Origin of the sequence: Methylobacterium sp. 190mf (genome assembly GCF_900107945.1) — a bacterium.
Classification (GTDB): domain Bacteria; phylum Pseudomonadota; class Alphaproteobacteria; order Rhizobiales; family Beijerinckiaceae; genus Methylobacterium.
In genome coordinates, this window is sequence record NZ_FNVI01000019.1 from 123,591 (window position 1) to 146,702 (window position 23,112).

Annotated in this window: 25 protein-coding genes; 22 read left to right on the plus strand and 3 right to left on the minus strand. The window is 72.4% G+C overall.

The features are described 5' to 3' along the window. Nucleotides 1-41: 41 nt before the first annotated feature. From C4T42_RS21700 to C4T42_RS21725, 5 genes are all read left to right on the plus strand, one after another. Entirely contained in the window at nt 42-1,235 is a 1,194-nt protein-coding gene (locus C4T42_RS21700) for a CaiB/BaiF CoA-transferase family protein (protein WP_020093779.1), read from the plus strand. Continuing rightward, nucleotides 1,232-2,158, plus strand: coding sequence for a hydroxymethylglutaryl-CoA lyase (locus tag C4T42_RS21705; protein ID WP_020093778.1), 927 nt, complete (start codon nt 1,232-1,234; stop codon nt 2,156-2,158). The genes C4T42_RS21700 and C4T42_RS21705 overlap by 4 nt, the downstream gene beginning before the upstream one ends. A 339-nt stretch (nt 2,159-2,497) precedes the next feature. Further along, the gene (locus tag C4T42_RS21710) at nt 2,498-3,826 is read left to right on the plus strand and encodes an MFS transporter (protein ID WP_103985854.1); all 1,329 of its coding nucleotides are present in this window, start codon (nt 2,498-2,500) and stop codon (nt 3,824-3,826) included. 477 nt (nt 3,827-4,303) lie between these two features. Further along, on the plus strand, nt 4,304-4,711 hold the full coding sequence (locus tag C4T42_RS21720; protein WP_020093775.1) for a MucR family transcriptional regulator: 408 nt from the start codon (nt 4,304-4,306) through the stop codon (nt 4,709-4,711). 3 nt (nt 4,712-4,714) lie between these two features. Next, nucleotides 4,715-4,966: a hypothetical protein gene (locus C4T42_RS21725; protein ID WP_020093774.1), complete on the plus strand. Its 252-nt coding sequence runs from the start codon at nt 4,715-4,717 to the stop codon at nt 4,964-4,966. Nucleotides 4,967-5,055: 89 nt separating this feature from the next. Here C4T42_RS21725 and C4T42_RS21730 read toward each other — a convergent pair whose 3' ends face one another. Further along, nucleotides 5,056-6,684 carry an inorganic phosphate transporter gene (locus tag C4T42_RS21730; protein ID WP_103985855.1) on the minus strand — a complete coding sequence of 543 codons (1,629 nt, stop codon included), beginning with the start codon at nt 6,682-6,684 and terminating at the stop codon, nt 5,056-5,058. A gap of 197 nt (nt 6,685-6,881) precedes the next feature. On the opposite strand from C4T42_RS21730, the gene C4T42_RS21735 reads away from it, so the two are divergent. The 7 genes from C4T42_RS21735 to phnE (C4T42_RS21765) all read left to right on the plus strand — a co-directional run bounded on the left by C4T42_RS21735 (nt 6,882) and on the right by phnE (C4T42_RS21765) (nt 13,153). Next, nucleotides 6,882-8,030: a ceramide glucosyltransferase gene (locus C4T42_RS21735; protein ID WP_103985856.1), complete on the plus strand. Its 1,149-nt coding sequence runs from the start codon at nt 6,882-6,884 to the stop codon at nt 8,028-8,030. A gap of 25 nt (nt 8,031-8,055) precedes the next feature. Then, nucleotides 8,056-8,742: a DUF1045 domain-containing protein gene (locus C4T42_RS21740; protein ID WP_103985857.1), complete on the plus strand. Its 687-nt coding sequence runs from the start codon at nt 8,056-8,058 to the stop codon at nt 8,740-8,742. Beyond that, complete coding sequence (locus C4T42_RS21745; protein WP_103985858.1) at nt 8,735-9,355, plus strand: chloramphenicol acetyltransferase; 621 nt, start codon at nt 8,735-8,737, stop codon at nt 9,353-9,355. Before C4T42_RS21740 ends, C4T42_RS21745 begins: the two co-directional genes overlap by 8 nt. Before the next feature lie 114 nt (nt 9,356-9,469). Beyond that, nucleotides 9,470-10,318, plus strand: a complete 849-nt coding sequence (gene phnC / locus C4T42_RS21750) for a phosphonate ABC transporter ATP-binding protein (RefSeq protein WP_103985859.1) — start codon at nt 9,470-9,472, stop codon at nt 10,316-10,318. Nucleotides 10,319-10,462: 144 nt separating this feature from the next. Beyond that, the gene (phnD, locus tag C4T42_RS21755) at nt 10,463-11,392 is read left to right on the plus strand and encodes a phosphonate ABC transporter substrate-binding protein (RefSeq protein ID WP_103985867.1); all 930 of its coding nucleotides are present in this window, start codon (nt 10,463-10,465) and stop codon (nt 11,390-11,392) included. 16 nt (nt 11,393-11,408) lie between these two features. Beyond that, entirely contained in the window at nt 11,409-12,290 is an 882-nt protein-coding gene (phnE, locus tag C4T42_RS21760) for a phosphonate ABC transporter, permease protein PhnE (protein ID WP_103985860.1), read from the plus strand. After that, the gene (phnE, locus tag C4T42_RS21765; protein ID WP_103985861.1) at nt 12,287-13,153 is read left to right on the plus strand and encodes a phosphonate ABC transporter, permease protein PhnE; all 867 of its coding nucleotides are present in this window, start codon (nt 12,287-12,289) and stop codon (nt 13,151-13,153) included. Before phnE (C4T42_RS21760) ends, phnE (C4T42_RS21765) begins: the two co-directional genes overlap by 4 nt. Nucleotides 13,154-13,327: 174 nt before the next feature. On the opposite strand, the gene phnF is transcribed toward phnE (C4T42_RS21765), so the two are convergent. Continuing rightward, nucleotides 13,328-14,071 carry a phosphonate metabolism transcriptional regulator PhnF gene (gene phnF, locus C4T42_RS21770; protein WP_103985862.1) on the minus strand — a complete coding sequence of 248 codons (744 nt, stop codon included), beginning with the start codon at nt 14,069-14,071 and terminating at the stop codon, nt 13,328-13,330. Between the two features lie 79 nt (nt 14,072-14,150). On the opposite strand from phnF, the gene phnG reads away from it, so the two are divergent. Genes phnG through phnN form a run of 9 tightly spaced genes read left to right on the plus strand, consistent with a single transcriptional unit; the run spans nt 14,151 to nt 20,851 of the window. Further along, complete coding sequence (gene phnG, locus C4T42_RS21775) at nt 14,151-14,633, plus strand: phosphonate C-P lyase system protein PhnG (RefSeq protein ID WP_020093764.1); 483 nt, start codon at nt 14,151-14,153, stop codon at nt 14,631-14,633. A gap of 2 nt (nt 14,634-14,635) precedes the next feature. Continuing rightward, complete coding sequence (gene phnH, locus C4T42_RS21780; protein ID WP_020093763.1) at nt 14,636-15,223, plus strand: phosphonate C-P lyase system protein PhnH; 588 nt, start codon at nt 14,636-14,638, stop codon at nt 15,221-15,223. A gap of 3 nt (nt 15,224-15,226) precedes the next feature. Next, on the plus strand, nt 15,227-16,333 hold the full coding sequence (locus tag C4T42_RS21785; RefSeq protein WP_020093762.1) for a carbon-phosphorus lyase complex subunit PhnI: 1,107 nt from the start codon (nt 15,227-15,229) through the stop codon (nt 16,331-16,333). Beyond that, complete coding sequence (locus C4T42_RS21790; protein WP_020093761.1) at nt 16,330-17,217, plus strand: alpha-D-ribose 1-methylphosphonate 5-phosphate C-P-lyase PhnJ; 888 nt, start codon at nt 16,330-16,332, stop codon at nt 17,215-17,217. The genes C4T42_RS21785 and C4T42_RS21790 overlap by 4 nt, the downstream gene beginning before the upstream one ends. Before the next feature lie 8 nt (nt 17,218-17,225). Continuing rightward, a complete protein-coding gene (locus C4T42_RS21795; protein ID WP_020093760.1) occupies nt 17,226-17,699 on the plus strand; it encodes a GNAT family N-acetyltransferase in 474 nt (157 codons plus the stop codon). Next, a complete protein-coding gene (gene phnK / locus C4T42_RS21800; RefSeq protein ID WP_103985863.1) occupies nt 17,696-18,469 on the plus strand; it encodes a phosphonate C-P lyase system protein PhnK in 774 nt (257 codons plus the stop codon). Before C4T42_RS21795 ends, phnK begins: the two co-directional genes overlap by 4 nt. After that, nucleotides 18,466-19,173, plus strand: coding sequence for a phosphonate C-P lyase system protein PhnL (gene phnL, locus C4T42_RS21805; protein WP_020093758.1), 708 nt, complete (start codon nt 18,466-18,468; stop codon nt 19,171-19,173). The genes phnK and phnL overlap by 4 nt, the downstream gene beginning before the upstream one ends. An 11-nt stretch (nt 19,174-19,184) precedes the next feature. Next, nucleotides 19,185-20,321 carry an alpha-D-ribose 1-methylphosphonate 5-triphosphate diphosphatase gene (locus C4T42_RS21810; protein ID WP_020093757.1) on the plus strand — a complete coding sequence of 379 codons (1,137 nt, stop codon included), beginning with the start codon at nt 19,185-19,187 and terminating at the stop codon, nt 20,319-20,321. Beyond that, a complete protein-coding gene (gene phnN, locus C4T42_RS21815) occupies nt 20,321-20,851 on the plus strand; it encodes a phosphonate metabolism protein/1,5-bisphosphokinase (PRPP-forming) PhnN (protein ID WP_020093756.1) in 531 nt (176 codons plus the stop codon). Before C4T42_RS21810 ends, phnN begins: the two co-directional genes overlap by 1 nt. Nucleotides 20,852-20,979: 128 nt before the next feature. Here the strand turns inward: phnN and C4T42_RS21820 are convergent, their stop codons facing one another. Continuing rightward, entirely contained in the window at nt 20,980-21,843 is an 864-nt protein-coding gene (locus C4T42_RS21820; protein WP_020093755.1) for a porin, read from the minus strand. A gap of 308 nt (nt 21,844-22,151) precedes the next feature. Here C4T42_RS21820 and tuf point away from each other — a divergent pair. Then, nucleotides 22,152-23,112: elongation factor Tu (gene tuf, locus C4T42_RS21825; RefSeq protein ID WP_103985868.1), on the plus strand; the 961-nt coding region annotated here is incomplete at its 3' end.

Sequence of the window (23,112 nt, forward strand, 5' to 3'; positions counted from 1 at the left end):
AAGAGCCCTATCTCCGGGGCAACAAACGATGGAGGAAAGCCGTGTCCGGTCCGCTCAGCGGTATCCGCGTTCTCGAGCTCGGTCAGCTGATCGCCGCGCCCTTCGCGACGCGGCTGATGGCCGAGTTCGGCGCCGAGGTCATCAAGGTCGAGCCCCCGGGTGAGGGCGATCCCCTCCGGAAGTGGCGCAAGATGCACGAGGGCACCTCGCTCTGGTGGTACCTGCAGTCGCGCAACAAGAAGTCGATCGCCGTCAATCTGAAGTCGCCCGAGGGGCTCGACATCGTCAAGCAGCTCGCCGCGAGCGCCGACGTGGTGGTCGAGAACTTCCGTCCCGGCGGCCTGGAGAAGCTCGGCCTCGGCTGGGACGTGCTCTCCGCCCTCAACCCGAAGCTCGTGATGGTCCGGATCTCGGGCTACGGCCAGACCGGCCCCTACCGCGACCGGCCCGGCTTCGGCGCCATCGGCGAGTCGATGGGCGGCATCCGCTTCACCACCGGCAGCCCGGAGGCCCCGCCGGCCCGGGTCGGCGTCAGCATCGGCGACACCCTTGCCTCGCTCCACGGCGTCATCGGCGCGCTGATGGCCCTGCTGCGGGTCAAGACCGGGCAGGGCGCGGGCCAGGTCATCGACGTCTCGCTCGTCGAGAGCGTGTTCAACGTCATGGAGAGCCTCGTCCCGGAATACGACCTGCTGGGCGAGGTCCGCACCCGCACCGGCGGCGCCCTGCCGGGCATCACCCCGTCGAACACCTACCCGACGCGGGACGGCGGCTACGTGGTCATCGCCGGCAACAGCGACCCGATCTTCCGCCGCCTGATGACGGCGATCGGCCGGCCCGACCTCGCGGACGACCCGGCGCTGCGCAACAACGAGGGACGCTCCAGGCAATCCGCCATGCTGGACGGCACCATCGCCGACTGGTCGAAGACGCAGACGGTCGAGGAGGCGCTCGCCGCCCTCGACGCCGCCGACGTGCCGGCCGGCCGCATCTACTCGGTGGCCGACATCGTGGCCGACCCGCATTATCAGGCGCGCGACATGATCCTGCAGGCGGAGCTGCCCGGCGGGACCGCGGTGAAGATGCCCGGCATCGTCCCGAAGCTCTCCGACACGCCCGGCGAGGTCCGCTGGCAGGGGCCGGCCCTCGGCGCCCACACCGATTCCGTGCTCGCCGAGCTCGGTCTCGACCCGGCGCGCATCGCCGCGCTGCGCGAGAAGGGAGCCGTGGCATGAGCGGCGACGCGCTGATCGTCCAGGAGGTCGCGACCCGCGACGGCTTCCAGATCGAGCCGGTCTTCGTGCCGACGGCGGAGAAGATCCGCCTGATCGACGCCCTGGCGGCGGCCGGCTTCAGCCGGATCGAGGTCTCGTCCTTCGTCTCGCCGAAGGCGGTGCCGGCGCTCGCCGACGCGGCCGAGGTCTTCTCCGGGATCCGGCGCCGGTCCGGGACCGTCTACGTCGCCCTGGTGCCGAACCCGAAGGGCGCCGAGCGGGCGCTCGCCGCCAGGGTCGACGAGATCAACCTCGTCGCCTCGGTGAGTGAGACCCACAACCGCGCCAACATGGGCATGAGCCCGGCCGACTCGATCGCCGGCTTCGCGCGGATCATGGATTCGGTGCGCGGCGCCCCACTCAGCACCAACGCCACGGTGGCGACCGCCTTCGGCTGCCCGTTCGAGGGCGACCAGCCGGCCGACAGGGTCGTCGCGCAGGTGGAGCGCTACCTGTCGCTGGGCGTCGACGGGGTGACGCTGGCCGACACGACCGGCATGGCCAATCCCCGGCAGGTGAGCCGCCTCGTCGCGCGGGTCCTGCCCCTGGTCGGTCCCGGGCGCCTGACGCTCCACTTCCACAACACGCGCGGCCTCGGCCTCGCCAACGTGCTGGCGGCCTACGACGCGGGCGCCCGGCGCTTCGATGCGGCGCTCGGCGGCCTGGGCGGCTGCCCGTTCGCGCCCGGTGCCACCGGCAACATCTGCACCGAGGATCTCGTCAGCATGGCCCACGAGATGGGCCTGCCGACAGGCCTCGACCTCCCGGCGCTGATCGGCCTGTCGCGGGACCTGCCGCGCCTCGTCGGCCACGACGTGCCCGGCCAAGTCGCCAAGGCTGGACGGCCCTGCGACCTGCATCCGGCCCCCGCCCGGGCGGCCTGAGCCGGAGACGGGGAGGGGCGGGCTCACAATGGCCGGCCCCACGCGTTGGACGCGACGCGCTCCCTCTCCCGTTCGGGAGAGGGTCGGGGTGAGGGATGAGAACTCTCCGGATGCGGCACACCGTCGACGCGCCGGCAGGACGCTTCTCATCCAGACAGACCTGATCCCTCACCCTGTCCCTCTCCCGCACGGGAGAGGGTACCCGCGCCTCGTCCGGCGAAGGCGGCGTCGCCGTCGTGTGCCGTGAGCTGCGCCCGAACCTGACTTCGCGGGAAGCCGCCCGCCCGAAGGCGGCACCGCCCACGACACGTCCCTCAAGAACACACCACGGAGGAAACCATGACTGCAGCCCTGTCCGGGTCGCCGGCCGCCGCCGAGGCCGGCGCGGTGACGGAGACCGGCGTCGTCCACAAGGTCGCGTGGCGGCTCATGCCGCTGATCATGATCTGCTACATGTTCGCGTTCTTCGACCGCATCAACATCAGCTTCGCCAAGTTCCAGCTCCAGAGCGACCTCGGCTTCAGCAACGTCGCCTACGGGCTCGGCGCGAGCATGTTCGTCGTCGGTTACGTGATCTTCGAGGTGCCCTCGAACCTGTTCCTCTACCGGGTCGGGGCGCGGCGCTGGATCGCCCGGATCATGATCTCCTGGGGCATCGCCACCGCGCTGATGATCTTCATCCGCAGCGAGTGGCACTTCTACGCCCTGCGCTTCCTGATCGGCGCCATGGAGGCGGGCTTCGCGCCGGGCATCCTCTATTACCTGACCATCTGGTTCCCGGCCTCGCATCGCGGCCGCATCACCTCGTTCATGTTCGTGGCCTCGGCCTTCTCGGGGATCTTCGGGGCGCCGGTGGCGGGCCTGATCCTCGGCGGCCTCAACGGCGTCGGCGGCCTCGCCGGCTGGCAATGGCTGTTCCTGGCCGGCGGCCTGCCCTGCCTCGTGCTCGGAATGCTCGTGCTGACGCGCCTCGACGACCGGATCGCCGATGCCCGCTGGCTGTCCGAGCCCGAGAAGGCGCTCCTGTCGAGCCGGATCGCACACCACAACCGGGACATCGGCGACCACTCGCTGATCGGGGCGATCAAGCAGCCCGGCTTCCTGATGATCGCGCTGATCTACTTCCTGCTCCAGATCGGCTCGTACGGTCTGAACTTCTGGGGGCCGGACCTGATCAAGACCGCGAGCGGCGGCCAGGCGGCCTCGGTGGGCTTCCTGACGGCGATCCCCTACATCTGCGGGGCGATCAGCATGGTGGTGATCGGGCGCCTGTCCGACGCCTCGGGCGAGCGGCCGAAATTCGTCGCGGGCCTCGCCATCGCGGCGGCGCTCGGCTTCTTCGGCGCCGGCCTGTTCGACAAGCACATCGTGCCGCTGATGTTCGCCCTGACGCTGCTGGGGGCCGGCATCGTCGCCTCGATCCCGACCTTCTGGACCCTGCCGGCCAAGCTCGTCACCGGCGTCGGCGCGGCGGGCGGGATCGCGCTGATCAACACGCTCGGGCAGTTCGGTGGCATCGTCAGCCCCGTGATGGTCGGCTGGGTGAAGGATCTCACCGGCTCGACGACGCCCGCCCTTTACGGGATCGGGGTGCTCTGCCTCGTCGCCGCCGGGCTCGCGCTCTTCGCCATGCCGGCGAGCCTGCGCCGGAGCGACCGCGCGGCGTGAGACGGCCCGCCGCCCCGGCGCGGCCGGGGCGGCGGGCCGCGGCTGGCCCCGGAGCGGGGCGAGACGGGCGTGGCCGCACGCTGCGCGGGCGGGATCGGTCAGGCGCGCGACCGCCGCGACCGAGCGGTCCCGGATCGGCGCCGGGGGCCCCCGAGGTTGCGCGCCGCCGGGATCGGCCGATGCCGACATCCGGTTCAGTCGCCGATCTCAGCGGCCGAAATCAGTGAACGTATCAGTAACCATGGCGGGAATGCCGCCGGTTGCGCGGTGGAGCAAAAAACCTCGCGCTGCCGGACAAACCGCCGGCCGCTCATATTGTATATTATCTGCAACCTCAAGAAACGGAGTGAAATCAACTTGAGGTAGAAATCCCTCGGCTGGCCCGTCGTCTCGGTTTCGTCCCGCAAAGCCCGCGCGAGCGGGCCCACCGGAGACGGGGCACGAGGATCGGGACGCCCTCCAACAGCGATGTCTCAGATGGACCACCTCACCGACCACCGTTCAACCTTCATGCTGGAGAAGGTCGGCGCGATCGTCGCGGCCTACGTCTCGCGCAACGCGATCGAGGTCACGGCACTGCCGGCGCTGATCGACCAAGTGCACACGGCGATCGCGGTGCTCCGCTGCGCGCCGTCGGAGTTCGGCGGGGTCGGGCTGAGCCAGTCGCAGGTCGATGCCTCGATCCAGCAGGACGGCCTGATCAGCTTCATCGACGGCCGGTCCTACCAGACTCTGAAGCGCCACCTCACCGCGCACGGCCTCACCCCCGAGCGGTACCGGGCGAAGTACGGCCTGCCGGCCGACTACCCGATGGTGGCCCCGGGCTACGCCGCGCGGCGCTCGGAGATCGCCCGGGCGATCCAGCTCGGCCACAAGGCGGCCTGAGCGATGGCGCCCGACGCTTCCGCGGATCCGGCCCGGGACCGCGCGCCGGTACCGGGGGCGGCGCGCACGAGCGACGCCCTGAGCCGCATCGCCGGCATCCTCGACGTGCCGGTGGCGAGCTTCTACCCGGATGCCGACCGGCCCGACGCGGCCATGACCCAGGCGGCCGACCTCGTCTCGGCCTTCGTGGCGATCGACAGTCCGGCGGCGCGCCGGACCTGCCTGGCCTTCGTGCGGGCGATGGCGAGTTCCTGAAGCGCCGTGGCGCGCTGCGGGAGGCCGGAGACCGGGTCACTTCGTCGGGGGGCGGAGCGCGGTCTCCGGCCCGTCCGGCCGGACCCGCGTCAGAACACGTGGCGCAGGAGGTAGAAGAGAGCGGCCGCGAGGGTGATCGCCGCCGGCAGGGTCAGGATCCAGGCGAGCGCCATGTTGCGCACCGTGGACATCTGGAGGCCCGAGCCGTTGGCCGCCATCGTGCCGGCGACGCCCGACGACAGGATGTGGGTGGTCGAGACCGGCAGGCCGTAGAGCTCGGCCAGCCCGATCGTGCCGGCGGCGACGATCTCGGCCGACGCGCCCTGCGCGTAGGTCAGGTGGGTCTTGCCGATCTTCTCGCCCACCGTGACGACGATGCGCTTCCATCCGACCATGGTGCCGAGACCCAGCGCCAGGGCGACGCAGACCTTGACCCAGCCCGGGATGTAGCGCGTGCCGTCGTTGAGCAGGCCCGCGTAGCGCTTCAGGTCGGCCTTGTCGGCTTCCGAGAAGTCCGCCCCGGCGCCCGGCAGGACGCGCACCGCGTCGGCGGCGAGGTACATGTCGCTGCGCAGGTTCTGGGTCTGGGCGGCCGGCACCGTGCGGATCGCGCCGTAATTCTTCACGCTGGCGGCGATGTCGTTCGAGAGCGCCGCCAGCGCCGCGTAGACGGGCGGCGTGTTCAGCGCCTTGGTCTTGAGCGCCTCCGTCACGGTCCGGCGCGCGGCCGCGGCGTCCGGCACCGCGGCGCCGGGGGCGCGGGCGGAGAACACCGCGCTCGCCGCCGTCGAGGCCTGCACGAAGGCGGGCGTCGTGTCGTCCGCCATGGTGCGGTTGAGCGCGTAGGCGGTGGGGGCGGCGCCGATCAGGATCAGCATGATCAGGCCCATGCCCTTCTGCCCGTCATTGCCGCCGTGGAAGAACGAGACCAGCGTGCAGGTGAGGATCAGCAGGCCGCGGATCCACGGGGGCGGCGGCGCCTCGCCCGCGGGCGCCTCGTAGAGGTCCCTGCGGCGGACCGTGACCTTCAGGGCGAGCAGCAGCAGCGCCGCGAGCACGAAGCCGCAGACCGGCGAGAACAGCAGCGCCTTGAACACGTTGAGCGCCTGGGTCCAGTCGACGCCCGCGGTGCCGTCGCCGCCGTTCATCAGCTGGTTGGCGAGGCCGACGCCGAGCACCGAGCCGATCAGCGCGTGGGACGACGAGTTCGGCAGCCCGAACGCCCAGGTCCCGAGGTTCCAGATGATGGCCGCCAGCAGCAGCGCGAAGATCATCGCGTAGCCCGCGTGCGAGCCGACGTTGAGGATCAGCTCGACCGGCAGCAGCGTGACGATCGCGTAGGCCACGGCGCCCGAGGACAGCATCACGCCGAGGAAGTTGAAGACGCCCGACCAGATCACCGCGACGAGCGGCGGCATCGAGTGGGTGTAGATCACCGTGGCGACCGCGTTGGCGGTGTCGTGGAAGCCGTTCACGAACTCGAAGGCGAGGGCGATCAGCAGGGCGAGGCCGAGCAGCGCGAAGGCGCCGTAGGCCAGGGGCGCCTCCCCGACCGCGTTCATGTCCGCGATGAGGCTCACCACCGCGTAGCCCAGGCCCGCCACGAGGACGAGCAGGAACGCCACCACCCCGCCGAGATGCATCCCGTGGTCGAGGCGCGGGCCGCCCGCCTTCCGGCCTCCCACCGCTCCCGACGGCATCACGGCGGTATCGGACATGAACCCTCGCGCGGAATCTTTCGTGGTGAGCGGGGATTAAAACCGCGCGGTGACGGTTGGGTGACGGCCCGCGACGCCGCGCGTCGGCGAGCGTGTCCGAGTGCGTGTCCGAGAGCGTCGGGCGGCGCTGTCACACGCCTGACGCGGTCCGGCCGCTAGCGGACCGGACCGCTCGCCCGATCGCACGAGGGATCCGCATGATTGACGCCACGGTGCCGGCCCTGTCCCTCGGCGCGCTCCTGGCCGTCGTCCAGATCGGCAGCATCGCCGTCGCGGCCCGGCGCCTCGGCCGGGACCACGGCCCGTCGCGGTTCCCGGACGGCGCGCCCGTCTCCCTGGTCCGCCCCCTGCGCGGGGTCGAGGCCTACAGCGAGGAGATGCTCCTCCGCAGCTTCCGCCTCGACTACCCGTCCTACGAGCTGATCTTCTGCGTGGCCGACCCGGCCGACCCGATCGTCCCGATGGTGGAGCGCCTGATCGAGGCCCACCCGCACGTGCCCGCCCGCCTGATCCTCGGCGACGAGCGCGTCAGCGCGAACCCGAAGCTCAACAACTGCCTGCGCGGCTGGCGCGCCGCCGCCCACGACTGGGTGGTGCTCGCCGATTCCAACGTCGCCATGCCGCCGGACTACCTCCAGCGGCTGCAGGCGGCGTGGCGCGCCGATACCGGCCTCGTCTGCTCCACCCCGGCCGGCGCCCGCCCGGGCAGCTTCATGGCGGAGGTGGAGTGCGCCTTCCTGAACACCCTGCAGGCGCGCTGGCAATACGCCGCCGAGGCCTTCGGGCTGGGCTTCGCGCAGGGCAAGAGCATGCTCTGGCACAAGCCCTTCCTGGAGGCGCAGGGTGGCCTCCAGGCGCTCGCGGCCGAGATCGCCGAGGACGCGGCCGCCACCAAGCTCGTGCGCGCCGCCGGCAAGCGGGTCCACCTCGTGGCGAGCCCGTTCGAGCAGCCGCTCGGCCCGCGCGGCTTCCGGGAGGTCTGGGCGCGGCAGCTGCGCTGGGCGCGCCTGCGCCGCGTGACCTTCCCGCTGTTCTTCGCCCCCGAGATCGGCAGCGGCGTCCTGCTGCCGGCGCTCCTCGTCGCCCTCTGGGCCGGAAGCCTCGCGGGCCTCGCGGGCGCTGCCGGCCTCGCCGCCCTGTGCTATGCCGCGGAGCACCGGCTCGCTCTCCGCGCGGGCTGGCACCGCTCGCCCCGCACGCTGGCCGCCTTCCTGGCGCGCGACGCCCTGATCCCGGCGATCTGGGTCGGCGCCTGGATGCGGAGCGCCATCGTGTGGCGGGGCAATGCCATGGACGTGCGCCCCCGGCGGGCCGCCGACGCGCGCACCTACGCGCCGACGGCCTGACCGCCCGGCGATCGGAGGCCCTGACGTGTCGCGCCGCTACGCCCTCTACTGGCTGCCCGCCCCGGATTCGCGCCTCGAAGGCTTCGGCCGGGCGATCCTCGGCACCGACAACGTCACCGGGCTGCCGGTCCCGCACCCGGAGGGGCTCGGCGATCTCGCACCCGTCACGGCGGGCGCGCGGGTCTACGGGTTCCACGCCACCCTCAAGGCGCCGCTGCGCCTCGCCCCGGGCACCGGGGAGGCCGACCTCGTGGCCGCCGCCCGCGCCCTCGCGGCCGCGCACCCGCCGGTGGCGGTGGGGCCGCTCCGGGTCGCCGCCCTCGGGCCGTTCCTCGCCCTGGTGCCGGAGACACCCCCGCCGGAACTCGGGCTCCTCGCCGCCGAGTGCGTCGCCGCCCTCGACCCGTTCCGGGCACCGCTCACGGAGGCCGAGCGCGCCAAGCGCCGGCCGGAGCGCCTCGACCCGCGCGGCCGCGCGCTCCTCGACCGCTGGGGCTACCCCTACGTGTTCGAGGCCTTCCGCTTCCACATGACCCTGACCGACGCCCTGCCGGAGGCGGAGCGCGACCTCTGGCACCGGCGCCTGTCCGAGGCCTACGCCGCCGCGGGACCGGAGCCCCTGCGGATCGACGCCGTCAGCCTCCTGACCCAGGACGGGTCGGGACCGTTCCGGCTCCTGGCGCGCCTGCCCTTCGGAGAGGCCCGTGGTTGACCGCCCCCTCGGCCTCGAACCCGCGCTCGATCCGAGCGCCCGGGTCGTTGACAGCCGCCTCGGCCGCTACACCGAGGTCGGCGCCCGCACCCGCCTCACCGAGACGACCCTCGACGACTATTCCTACATCGGTGAGGACGGCGAGGTGATCTACACCGCGATCGGAAAGTTCTGCTCGATCGCCGCCAGCGTGCGGATCAATCCCGGCAACCACCCGATGGAGCGGGCGTCGCAGGCGCACTTCACCTACCGGGCGCGCGCCTACTGGCCGGAAGAATCGGACGAGCCCGCCTTCTTCGACCGGCGCCGGGCGAGCCCGGTGGCGATCGGCCACGATGTCTGGATCGGCCACGGCGCGGTCGTCCTGCCCGGGCGCACGATCGGCACCGGCGCGGTGGTGGGGGCGGGCGCCATCGTCACCCGCGACGTCGAGCCCTACACGATCGTCGTCGGCAATCCCGCCCGGCCGGTCCGGCGCCGCTTCCCCGAGGCGGTCGCGGACCGTCTGACCCGCTTGGCGTGGTGGGACTGGGACCACGAGCGCCTGCGCCGGGCGCTGCCGGATTTCCGCGGGCTGCCCATCGAAGCATTCCTGGAGCGCCACGAAGATTAAGTCGGCTATCGAAAAGCCGAGATGCTGCGCCGGCAAATATAATCGTCCCGAATACGTCATCCAATCGTCGTCAAACCGGCGTCTACGTGCGGCCGTTCCCCGGCGGATGGTGGCATGCTGGTTATCGAGGATCTCACGCGCCAGTACGGCGACCGACGCGCCGTCGACGGCGTGTCGCTCCGGATCGAGCCCGGCAGCTTCGTCGGGGTGATCGGCCGGTCCGGTGCCGGCAAGTCCACGCTGCTGCGCCTCATCAACCGGCTGGCGGATCCGAGCTCGGGGCGCATCCTCCACGACGGCCGCGAGGTCACCACCCTGCGCGGCCGCCCGCTGCGCGAGTGGCGCACCCGCTGCGCCATGATCTTCCAGCAGTTCAACCTCGTCGGCCGGCTCGACGTTATGACCAACGTGCTGATGGGGCGCCTCAGCCACGTGCCGACCCACCGCGCCCTGCTCCGGCAATGGTCCGCCGAGGACCGCGCCATGGCCCTCGCCGCCCTGGAGAGCTTCGACATGGGCGAGTTCGCCGGCCAGCGGGCCGACGGCCTGTCGGGCGGCCAGCAGCAGCGCGTCGCCATCGCCCGCGCCCTCGTGCAGGAACCCGAGATCCTGCTCGCCGACGAGCCGGTCGCCTCGCTCGACCCGCGCAACACGCGGCTCGTGATGGACGCGCTCGCCGACGTGAACCGGCGCTACGGCATCACGGTGCTGTGCAACCTGCACTCCCTCGACCTCGCCCGCGCCTACTGCGACCGCCTCGTCGGCCTCGCGGCCGGGCGGGTCGTGTTCGAGGGCGGCCCCTTCGACCTCACCGAGGACGTGGCGCGCCGGCTCTACGGCCTGGAGGCCGGCGAGGTGCTGGACGATTCCGCGCAGCGCGAGGCGGAGCAGCGGGCCGCGATGCCGGGCCGGCCCGGTCACGTGCCGGCGCGGCCGGTCCGCGAGGCCGCCCTCGGCGCCTGATCCGGGCCCCGGGCCCCAACGAACACCGCCAGAGCGCACCGCCAGAGCGCACCGCCAGAGCGCACCGCCAAAATGCACCGTCTTGGAAACGCCCGACCGGCCTCCGGCCGGCTGAACCTCGCCGACGCCACGAAGGACGACCCGATGATCACCCGACGCACCCTCGCCGCCGCCGCCGCGGCCCTCGCCCTCCTCGGCCTGCCGGCCGCCGCCCAGGACTGGAAGGCCCAGTATCCGGAGCTGACGCTGGGCGTGATCCCGGCCGAGAACGCCTCGGGCACCGCCGACCGCTGGGCGCCGCTCACCGCCTACCTGACCAAGACGCTCGGCGTGCCGGTCAAGCTGCGGGTGGCGAGCGACTACGCCGCCGTGATCGAGGGCCAGCGCGCCGGCAACATCCAGATCGCGTGGTACGGGCCGGCCTCGTTCGCGCGGGCCGTGATGACCGGCGTGAAGATCGAGCCGATCGTCAACCAGAAGCACGAGACCGGCGCCTCGGGCTACTATTCGGTGGTCTACGTGCTGGCCTCCAGCCCCTACAAGACCGTCGAGGATCTCAAGGGCAAGAACCTCGCGCTGGTCGATCCGAACTCCACCTCCGGCAATCAGGCGCCGCGCTTCTTCCTGAAGCGGGCCGGCTACGACGTCGAGAAGTTCTTCGGCAAGACCTTCTACGCGGGCAGCCACGAGAACGCCGTCCTGGCGCTCACCCAGGGCACGGCCGACGCCGCCGCCAACCTGTGGAATTCCGAGACCGACACGATGGTCACCCGCATGGCCGCCAAGGGCATGCTCAAGAAGCCCGACGGCACGCCGATGCAGCAGTCGGACTTCCGGGTCGTGTTCAAGTCCGACTTCCTGCCGGAGGGGCCCTTCGCCGTGCTGGCGAGCCTGCCGGACGACCTGAAGGCCAAGATCCGCAACGCCTTCGTGGCCCTGCCGAAGGCCGACAAGGCCGCGTTCGACCGGCTCTCCGACGGCAAGGACCAGGATCTCACGCCGGTGACCCTCAAGGATTACCAGCCGATCATCGACATGCTGCGGTTCAACGACGAGCAGCGTCGGAAGTCCTGATCCGGAGCCGCCCGCCTTGCGCGGTCTGACACCCCTGTCGCCGGAGCGGGCAGCCGCCCTCTCCGGCCTCTACGCGGCGGCGACCGGCGAGGCCCGCCGCCGCACGCTGGCGGGCTTCGCCCTGGTGGCGGCGCTCGCCGTGGTCGCGGGCCTGATCGCCGAGGTGCGGCCGCTGGTCTTCGCCGAGAACATCGGCAAGTTCACCGCCTACATCCAGCAGATCCTGCCGCCGATCAGCCTCGAGCACCCGCTGGAGGACGTCCGCGCCTGGTACTGGGGCCTGCCCAGATGGCTGGGCCTGCTGGGCGAGACCCTGCTCATGGCCTATCTCGGGACGCTGCTCGGGGGGCTGGCGGGCTTCGCCCTCAGCTTCGTGGCCGCCGCCAACCTCGTGCGGTCGCGCGTGCTGCGCGTCGGCGCCAAGCGCCTCCTGGAACTGTGCCGCACCGTCCCCGAGGTCGTGTTCGCGCTGATCTTCGTCATCGCCTTCGGCCTCGGCCCGATGGTGGGCGTGCTCGCCATCGCGATCCACACCACGGGCGCGCTGGGCAAGCTGTTCTCCGAGGTGGTCGAGAACATCGACATGCGGCCCGTCGAGGGCCTGTCGGCCTCGGGCGCGACCTGGGTCCAGACGGTGCGCTTCGCGGTCTTGCCGCAGGTGCTGTCGAACTTCGCCTCCTACGCGCTGCTGCGCTTCGAGATCAACGTGCGCGGCGCCGGGGTGATGGGCTTCGTCGGCGCCGGCGGCATCGGCCAGGAATTCCTCGTGGCGATCCGCAATTTCTACTACGCGGACGTGAGCGCGATCCTCGTGCTGATCATCCTGACCGTCTTCTGCATCGACCTCGTCACCGAGCGGGTCCGCCACCGCCTGATCGGCGCGGAGCACGCCCGATGAGCGCGCGTCCCGAGACCCTGCGGGCGGCGGCCCGGGCCGACCTCGGCCGCCTGCGCGCGCGCTACCCCGCGCAGTTCCGCGCCGACTGGCCGGGGCGGGCGCGGCTCGCCGCCCTGCTCGTCGTCCTGGTGGGGCTCGCGGCGCTCGGCTACTGGCGCCTCGACTTCTCGGTGGCGCGGATCCTCCACGGGCTCGGGCGGCTCGGCACCTTCGCGGTGCTGATGCTGCCGCCATCGCCGGAGGGCCAGTTCTGGACCTTCCTGCACGCGCTGGGCGAGACCCTCGGCATCGCCTTCCTGGGCACGCTGACGGCGGCGATCCTCGCCTTCCCGGTGGCGTTCCTGGCGGCGCGGAACGTCGTGCCCAACCCGTTCGCGCGGTTCGCGGTCCGCCGCGGACTCGACGTGATGCGCTCGGTCGACGTGCTGATCTGGGCGCTGATCTGGATCAACGTCGTCGGCCTGGGCCCGTTCGCCGGGGCGCTCGCGATCGCGTGCTCGGATTTCGGCGCGCTCGGCAAGCTGTTCTCGGAGGCGATCGAGACCTGCGACAAGCGGGCCGGCGAGGGCGTCGTCGCTTCGGGCGGCTCGGCGCTCCACCGCATCCGCTTCGGGCTGATCCCCGGGGTGCTGCCGGTGCTGGCGAGCCAGGTTCTCTACTTCTTCGAGTCGAACACCCGCTCGGCGACGATCATCGGCATCGTCGGCGCGGGCGGCATCGGCCAGTACCTCACCGAGCTGATCCGCGTGCTGGAGCTGCAGCAGGTCGCATTCCTGGTTCTGATGATCCTCGTGACCGTGGCGGCGATCGACTGGGTCTCGACCCGCCTGCGCCGGGCGATCATCGGGCCGGCGGCGCGCTGAGGGAGGCCTCGGCTTTCCGGCATCACGCGCGGAGCGCAATGACCCAGGGTCGCGCTGCCCCGGGTCGCTTCGCTCCGCTCGCGAGGACGGAGTGCCGAGGCCCTCGCGCGGACATCGCGCGGAGGTCGCGCGGAGGTCGCGCGGAGGTCGCGCGGAGGTCGCGCGGACATCGCATCACCCGCCGATCACCAGCTCCACGCGGTCGGCGGCGAACAGGGTGCGGTTCGCCTGGATCGGCACGCCGGCGGGATCGATGTTGACGCTCGACACCACCAGCACGACCCGCGCCGGCGCGATGTCGAGGCGCTGCGCCTCCGCGGAGTCCGCGGGGCGGGCCCGGATCCGCGTCGAGAGCCGGGTGTAGTCGTGGACGCCGCAGGTCGCGAAGGCCCGGGTGATCGAGCCGCGCGCCGCGTAGGCCTCGGCGAAACCCGCGAAGCGCGGCAGCGGCAGCCAGGTCAGCGCCGTCGAGAGCGGGGCGCCGTCCGCCCGGTGGACCGTCAGCAGCTCCAGGATCGGCGCGCCGGGGGCGAGGGCCAGGGACGCCGCCTGCTCGGTCCCGGCCGGGACCGTGGTCGCCGCGACGAGGTCGCCCCAGGCCTCGCGCCCGGCCCCGGCGACGATCTCGGAGAAGCGCGTGCGCGGCCCGATCGGGTAGGCGAGCGGCGCCTCCTCCACGAAGGTGCCGCGGCCCTGGCTGGCGCGCACGAGCCCGCCCTCGGCCAGCGCCGCGAGGGCGCGCCGCACCGTGTGCCGGTTCACCGCGAACCGCGCCGCCAGCGCGGCCTCAGCGGGGAGCTGCTGTCCCGGCGCGTAGCGTCCCGCCGCGATCTCGGCCGTCAGCGCGTCGGCGATCTGCCGCCACGCCGTCAGCCCCTCGCCCCGGACGAGGCCGGCCGCCTGCTCCTGCGCATCCATCCTGTCATCCAAACTTCATTTGTGCGGCGCACGCCAGTTGTCTATACACATAGACAACCGAGCGACGAAGGGATTCGCGATGACGACGACCCCGCGACATCCGGAATCCGAGGGCGACACCGCGGCGCGCCAAGCGGTCATGGCCCTCTGTGCCGAGGCGAGCCGCGCGGATCTCGAGGCGGCCCTCGAGGCGGCCGTGTCGGGCCTCGAAGCGCCCGCGGCCGCGGACCTGCGTCCGCCCGAGACCGGTCTCGTGATGGCGTCGGGCCGGATCGGCGGCGACGGTCGCCCGTTCAATCTCGGCGAGGTCAGCGTGACCCGGGCCGCCATCCGCCTCGCGGACGGTCCGGCGGGCTTCGCCTACCATCTCGGCCGCGACCGCGCGAAGGCGCGGCTCGCCGCGATCCTCGACGCCCTCTGGCAGGATCCGGTCCGGCGCGCCCGGGTCGAGGCCGCCCTGGAGCCCGCCGCCCGGCGGCTCGCGGCCTCCCGGGATCGGGCCGCCCGACGCACGGCCGCCACCCGGGTCGACTTCCTGACCCTCGCCCGCGGAGAGGATTGAGCATGCTCGCCCCCGGCTTCGCCGACCCGGTCCACGACGCGCAGGACACGTTCCGCGCCGTGATGGACGCCCTCGCCCGCCCCGGACGCGTCCGGCTCCTCGCGCCGGGTCTCGCGCCGCCCGCGCCCCTGACGCCGGAACTGGCCGCCGTCGCGCTGACGCTCACCGACGCCGACACGCCGGTCTGGCTCGATCCGGCCCTCGCCGCGGCGCCGGAGGTCGCGGAATACCTGCGCTTCCACACCGGCGCGCCGCTCACCGGCGACCCGGCCGCGGCGGCCTTCGCGCTGGTCAGCGACCCGGCGCGCTGCCCGCCGCTGGCGGAGTTCGCCGCCGGGACGCCGGCCTATCCCGACACCGCCACGACGCTGGTGCTCGCCCTCGACGCGCTCGCGGAGGGGGAGGGGCTGCGCCTGTCCGGCCCCGGCATCCGGGGCACCGCCGGGATCGCGCCGGCGCCCCTGCCGGACGGCTTCGCGGCGCAGCTCGCGGAGAACCGCGCAGGCTTCCCCCTGGGCGTCGACCTGATCCTGACGGCGCCCGGCCGCGTGGCCGGTCTGCCGCGCTCCACGACGGTCACGGAGGCCTGATCCATGTACGTGGCCGTGAAGGGCGGCGAGGCCGCCATCGACAACGCCCACCGGCTCCTCGCCGAGGCCCGCCGGGGCGACCCGGCCGTGCCGGAGCTCTCCGTGGCGCAGATTCGGGAGCAGATGGCGCTGCTCGTCGACCGCGTCATGACCGAGGGCTCGCTCTACGATCCGGACCTCGCGGCGCTGGCGCTCAAGCAGGCGCGCGGCGACGTGGTCGAGGCGGTGTTCCTGGTCCGCGCCTACCGGACCACGCTGCCGCGGTTCGGCGCCTCCGCGCCGGTCGACACCGGCGCCATGGCGGTCGAGCGCCGGATCTCCGCGACGTTCAAGGACCTGCCCGGCGGGCAGGTGCTCGGGCCGACCTTCGACTACACCCACCGGCTGGTCGACTTCGCGCTCGCCGCCGAAGCCGGGATCGAGCCCGCCGCCGAGGCCGCGCCGCGCGCCGATGCCGGCACCTGTCCGCGGGTCACCGACCTGCTGGCCCGGGACGGCCTGATCGAGCCCTCGCCCCCCGACGACGGCGCGCCCGCGGGCGACCTCACCCGCGAGCCGGTGGACTACCCTGCCGACCGGGCGCTCCGCCTCCAGGCGCTCGCCCGGGGCGACGAGGGCTTCGTGCTCGGCCTCGCCTACTCGACGCAGCGCGGCTACGGCCGCACCCACCCGTTCGTCGGCGAGATCCGGGTCGGGGAGGTCGCGGTCGAGTTCGTGCCCGAGGAGCTGGGCTTCGCGGTGCCGCTCGGCCGCATCCGGCTCACCGAGTGCCAGATGGTCAACCAGTTCAAGGGCTCCGGGGCGGCCCCGCCGCAATTCACCCGCGGCTACGGGCTGAGCTTCGGGCAGAGCGAGCGCAAGGCCATGGCGATGGCCCTGGTCGACCGGGCGCTCCGCGCGGAGGAGCTGGGCGAGCCGGTGGCGAGCCCGGCCCAGGACCAGGAATTCGTGCTGGCCCACTGCGACAGTCTCCAGGCGACCGGCTTCGTCGAGCACCTGAAGCTGCCCCACTACGTCGACTTCCAGGCCGAGCTGGAACTGGTTCGCCGGCTACGTACCGAGTTCGAGCGCGGGTCCGACACCGTCGAGATGCAGGAGGCCGCCGAATGAGCGCCGCGATCGCGCACCGCCCGGAGAGCGAACCGGGCTACAACTTCGCCTATCTCGACGAGGGCACGAAGCGGATGATCCGCCGGGCCATCCTCAAGGCCATCGCGGTGCCGGGCTACCAGGTGCCCTTCGCCTCCCGCGAGATGCCGATGCCCTACGGCTGGGGCACCGGCGGCGTGCAGGTGACGGCCGCGATCCTCGGGCGGTCGGACGTGCTGAAGGTCATCGACCAGGGGGCCGACGACACCACCAACGCGGTCTCGATCCGCCGCTTCTTCGCCAAGACCTCCGGGGTGGCCACCACCACCCGCACCGCGGAGGCGACGGTGATCCAGACCCGCCACCGCATCCCCGAGACGCCGCTCACCGAGGGGCAGACCCTCGTCTACCAGGTGCCGATCCCCGAGCCCCTGCGCTTCCTCGAGCCCCGCGAGACCGAGACCCGACAGCTCCACGCGCTGGCCGAGTACGGCGCCATGCACGTGAAGCTCTACGAGGACATCAGCCGCCACGGCCACATCGCCACCACCTACGCGTACCCGGTGGAGGTGGCGGGCCGGTACGTGATGGACCCGTCGCCGACGCCGAAATTCGACAACCCCAAGATGGACGACTGCCCGGCGCTCCAGCTCTTCGGCGCGGGCCGCGAGCGGCGGATCTACGCGGTGCCGCCCTACACGCGGGTGCGGAGCCTCGACTTCGAGGACCACCCGTTCCGGATCCAGGCGTTCGAGCATCCCTGCGCGCTGTGCGGTGCCGAGGGCGTCTATCTCGACGAGGTGCTGCTCGACGATGCGGGCCGGCGGATGTTCGTCTGCTCGGACACCGACCATTGCGAGGGGCGCCGCGCGGACGGCCATGTCGGCACGGGGGACGCGGCATGAGACGCGGCATGAGCGACCTCACGGTCCGCCGGGCCGGAAAGCCCGACCTGCCCGCGATCCTCGACCTCTACGCCGAGCTGAACGGCGGGCGGGTGGCGACCCTGGCACAGGCCGGGGCGCTGCTCGACCGGCTCGCGGCCTATCCCGATTACGGACTCTACGTGGCCGAACGCGACGGCGCTGTCGTCGGCACCTTCTGCCTCGTCATCCTCGACAACATCGCCCACTGGGGCACGCCCTCGGCGCTCGTCGAGAGTGTCGTGGTCGCGTCCCGGCACCGCGGCGGCGGTCTCGGCCGGGCGATGATGCACGAGGCGGCCCGGCTCGCCGAGGCGCGGGGCTGCTACAAGCTCGCCCTGTCGTCGAACGTCGACGCCAAGCCGGCCCACGTCTTCTACGAGAGCCTCGGCTTCGAGCGCTACGGCTACAGCTTCCGCCTCGATCCCCCCTTCCTGCCCGACGCCGCGGAGGCGACCCGATGAGCGAATCCCTGCTTCAGGTCCGCGGCCTGACCAAGCGCTACGGCGCCCGGCTCGCCTGCGCCGACGTGTCGTTCGACCTCGTCCCCGGCGAGGTGCTGGCGATCGTGGGCGAATCCGGTTCCGGCAAGTCGACGCTCCTCTCCCTCATCGCCACCGAGCTGGCGCCCGATTCCGGGACGGTCGCCTACCGGATGCGCGACGGCGCGCTGTGCGACCTCGCCACCCTGAGCGAGGCCGGGCGCCGGGCGCTGATGCGCACCGAGTGGGGCTTCGTCCGCCAGGACGCGGCCCAGGGCCTGCGCATGGCGGTCTCGGCCGGCGGCAATGTCGGCGAGCGGCTGATGGGGCTCGGCGACCGCCATTACGGGCGGATCCGCGCCCAGGCCCTCGACTGGCTCGGCCGTGTCGAGATAGCCGCCGACCGGATCGACGACCCGCCGACGCGCTTCTCCGGCGGCATGCGCCAGCGCCTGCAGATCGCCCGGAACCTCGTCACCGGCCCCCGCCTGGTGCTGATGGACGAGCCGACCTCCGGCCTCGACGTCTCGGTCCAGGCCCGGCTCCTCGACCTGATCCGCCGGCTCTCGGCCGAGCTGGGGCTCGCGGTGATCATCGTCACCCACGACCTCGCGGTGGCGCGGCTCCTCTCGCACCGGATCATGGTCATGCGCGCCGGCCGGGTGATCGAGACCGGCCTCACCGACCGGGTGCTCGACGATCCCGAGCACGCCTACACCCAGCTCCTCGTTGCCTCGGTGCTCGCCGCATGACCGCGCTCCTGACCTTCGAGACCGTCGCCAAGAGCTTCACCCTGCACCTGCGCGGCGGCGTCGTGCTGCCGGTGGTGGGCGATGTCAGCCTGTCCGTGGAGCCCGGCGAGTGCGTGGTGCTCGGCGGCCCGTCCGGAGCGGGGAAATCCTCGCTGCTGAAGATGGCCTACGGCAACTACCGCTGCGACGGCGGCGCGATCCTGGTCCGCGACGGCGCGACGGTCGTGGACGTCGTCCGGGCCGATCCGCGGGCGGTCCTGGCGCTGCGGGCGCGGGTGATCGCCTACGTGTCGCAGTTCCTCCGGGTGATCCCGCGGGTCCCGGCCCTCGACGTCGTCGAGGCCGCCGGCCGCGAGGGCGGATTGTCCGAAGCGGCGGCACGCGCGCGGGCCGAGACCCTGCTGGCCCGGCTCAACCTGCCGGAGCGGCTCTGGGGCCTGCCGCCCGCGACCTTCTCGGGCGGCGAGCAGCAGCGGGTGAACATCGCCCGGGGCCTGATCGCCGACCGGCCGCTCCTGCTCCTCGACGAGCCGACCGCCTCCCTGGACGCGGAGAACCGCGCCGTGGTGGCCGAGCTCGTCCGCGAGAAGCTCAGGGCCGGGGCCGGCGTGCTCGGCATCTTCCACGACAGCGAGATGCGCGACGCTGTGGCGACCCGGGTGGTCGATGTCACCCGCTTCGCGCCGCAAGCCCGGGCAGCCTGAGGATCCTCACGATGGACGATTTCATCCTCGAGAACGCGACCCTGGTCCTGCCGGACCGGGTGCAGCGCGGCTGGCTCGCGGTGTCGGACGGGGCGATCGCCGAGATCGGCGAGGGGCGCCCGCCCGCACGCGGCCTCGATCTCGGCGGCGACCACCTGATCCCCGGCCTGATCGAGCTGCACACCGACCACCTGGAGAGCCATTTCGCGCCGCGCCCGAAGGTGCGCTGGCATCCTCTCGGCGCCGTCCTGGCGTACGACGCGCAGATCACCGCCTCGGGAATCACCACGGTGTTCGATTCGCTCCGTGCCGGCAGCGATCCGGACGGCAGCGGCCTCGGCTCCGAGCTGGAGCAGCTCGCCGGCGCCATCGCCACCGCGCGCGCCGCCGACCTGTTCCGGGCCGAGCACTTCACGCACCTGCGCTGCGAATTGCCCTCCCTGGACGTGCTCGACACGGTGGCGACCTTCACGGCCCGCTACCCGGTGGGGCTGATCTCGCTGATGGACCACACGCCCGGCCAGCGGCAGTTCCGCGACATGGAGAAGTACTACACCTACGCCACCCGCGGCGGCCGGCCGATGGACGAGATCCGCGCCAACACCGAGCGCAAGGTCCGCGACGGGCGGGCGCTCAACGCGAAGAACCGGCCGGCCCTCGTCCAGTTCGCCCGCGAGATGGGCATCCCGCTGGCGAGCCACGACGACACCACCCTGGCCGACGTCGACCTCGCGGTCGGCGAGGGCGTGCGGCTGGCCGAGTTCCCTACCACACTGGAGGCGGCCGAAGCCGCGCACCGGCAGGGCCTCACCGTGATGATGGGCGCGCCGAACCTGATCCGCGGCGGCTCGCATTCCGGCAACGTCGCGGCCCTGGCGCTGGCCGAGGCCGGGCACCTCGACATCCTGTCGTCGGACTACGTGCCGGCGAGCCTGCTGATGGCGGCCTTCCTGCTGCCCGAGCAGGCGCCCGGGATCACGCTGCCCGCGGCGCTCGCCACCGTCACGTCGAACCCCGCCCGCGCCACCGGCCTGACCGATCGCGGCGCCCTGGCGCCCGGGCTGCGGGCCGACCTCGTGCGCGTGCAGCGGGCCGAGGGCGTGCCGGTCGTCCGCCAGGTCTGGCGCGCCGGCCGGCGGGTCGCCTGATGGCGGGCTGCCTCGTCCTCGTGGTCGGCCCGAGCGGGGCCGGCAAGGACACGCTGCTCCGGCTCGCCCGGGCGGCGCTCGCCGACGACCCGCGCTACGTCTTCCCGCGCCGCCTCGTCACCCGCCCGCCCTCGGCCGACGAGGACAACGACGAGATCGACGAGGCCGCCTTCGCCGAGGGCTGCGCGGCCGGGCGCTTCACCCTGAGCTGGCGCGCCCACGGCCTCGGCTACGCGCTCCCGGAGACGGTCGGCCGGCGCGTCGCCGACGGGCACGTGGTGGTCTGCAACGTCTCGCGCCGCGTCGTCGCGCGGGCGCGGGCGGCCTGCCCGCGGGTGAGCGTCGTCGAGATCACGGCGCCGGCCGAGATCCTGGCGCGGCGCATCGCCGCCCGCGGCCGGGCGCAGGACGGCGACTTGGCCGCGCGTCTCGCCCGGGAGGGCGGCGTCACCGCGGACCTGACGATCCTCAATACCGGCTCTGCGGAGGCTGCGGCCGGACGGCTGGTGGCGCACCTGCGCGCCTGCTGACGCGGCGCGGCTCTCGGCGGCTCGGGCCGCGGTTCGCGGGGCGCGCGTGACCCACGAAAAAGGGCGGGCGCCGATGCCGGCACCCGCCCTTCCTGGGATCCGCTGGGGAGACCCCGGCGTCGTCCGACTCAGATGCCGCCGAACTTGTAGTTGAAGCCGGCGCGGACGATGCTGCCCTCGGTGCGGAAGCGCGAGATATACGCGCCGTTGCCCACGCCCGGGACCGCGCCGACGAGAACGTTCTGGCTGCCGAGGTCGTAGTGCAGGTACTCGGCCTTCACCGTGATGGCGTCGTACTTGATGCCGATGTAGCGGCCGAGCGCGAAGGTGTTCAGGAAGCTGTCGGTCGGCAGGGCGAACTCGATGCCGCCGCCGTAGGCGAAGCCGGTCTTGAAGTCGTCGTAGCGGCCGGCGAACTGGAGGCGGCCACCCGGGGTGTAGAAGTTGGCGTCGTGGAACACGTTCCCGTAGGCGAGGCCGCCCATCCCGTAGACCAGGACGCGGTCGAAGGCGTAGCCGACGCGGCCGGTGAGGGTGCCAAGCCAGTCGAGGCTCTGGCGGAACTGGCTGATGTTCGGCGGGCCGCCGGCGACGTTGCCGGTGCCGAGCACGACCCGGTTCTTGGTGATGTCCGTCCAGTCGATGCTGTTGGCGATACCGACGACGATGCCGGCGCCCGGCGTGAACTGGTAGTTGTAGCCGGCGGTGCCGCCGATGTTGGCGAAGCCGTCCTGCGAGGTCGAGGTCGCGAACGGGCGACGGCCGAGGGCGACGTTGGTGGCGTTGCCGGGCTGGACGCCGACGGTCGTGATGCGCTCGCGGTCGGTGAAGGTGTAGGCGGACTCGAGACCGGCGTAGAAGCCCGTCCAGGTGAAGACCGGCACCGGCGTGAAGACCGGCGGCGGCGCGGCGCGGCGCGGCAGGTCGGCGGCGGAGGCGGCCGTCGTGACCAGGGCCGTCGCGGCGGTGGCGAGGAGGAGCTTCTTCATCATGGCGGGGGTCCGAGGTGACGCGTTGTTGTCGCCACTTAAGCTCGGCCGCACGGATCCCGCTATGCCCGCGAAGCCACACTGTGGCGCGAAAGCGGCGCGGATACTGCCTGTGATTGATCTTTCTCCGTTCAAGACTCGCATCCGCAGCTTGACAGCGCGGTCGGTCGGCGGGCCCCCGCGCGTCGCGGAGCTTGATCCCTGGCGGCCGACCCTCTAAGCGGACCGCGTTTTTCGCCCCTGTCGGAACTTCGGGGCGGCGGACCAGGATTCGGGGCCCTTGCGTGGTCCCCGCCGCAGGAATGGGAATCATGGGCAAGGAAAAGTTCTCCCGCACCAAGCCGCACTGCAACATTGGCACGATCGGCCACGTCGATCACGGCAAGACGTCTCTGACGGCGGCGATCACGAAGGTCCTGGCCGAGACGGGCGGGGCGACGTTCACGGCCTACGACCAGATCGACAAGGCGCCTGAGGAGAAGGCGCGCGGGATCACGATCTCGACGGCGCACGTGGAGTACGAGACGCAGAACCGTCACTACGCGCACGTGGATTGCCCCGGCCACGCCGACTACGTGAAGAACATGATCACGGGCGCGGCGCAGATGGACGGCGCGATCCTGGTGGTGTCGGCGGCCGACGGCCCGATGCCGCAGACCCGCGAGCACATCCTGCTGGCCCGCCAGGTCGGCGTCCCGGCGCTGGTGGTGTTCCTCAACAAGGTCGACATGGTCGACGACGAGGAGCTCCTGGAGCTGGTCGAGCTGGAGGTGCGCGAGCTGCTGTCGAAGTACGACTTCCCGGGCGACGACATCCCGATCACCAAGGGCTCGGCGCTGATGGCGCTCGAGGACAAGGAGCCGAAGATCGGCAAGGAGGCGGTCCTGGCGCTGATGGCGACCGTGGACAGCTACATCCCGCAGCCGGAGCGTCCGATCGACATGCCGTTCCTGATGCCGATCGAGGACGTGTTCTCGATCTCGGGCCGCGGCACGGTGGTGACGGGTCGCGTCGAGCGCGGCATCGTGAAGGTGGGCGAGGAAGTCGAGATCGTCGGCATCCCGGCGACCACCAAGACGACGGTGACGGGCGTGGAGATGTTCCGCAAGCTGCTCGACCAGGGGCAGGCGGGCGACAACGTCGGCGTGCTGCTGCGCGGCACGAAGCGCGAGGACGTGGAGCGCGGCCAGGTCGTGTGCAAGCCGGGTTCGGTGAAGCCGCACTCGAAGTTCAAGGCCGAGGCGTACATCCTGACCAAGGAGGAGGGCGGCC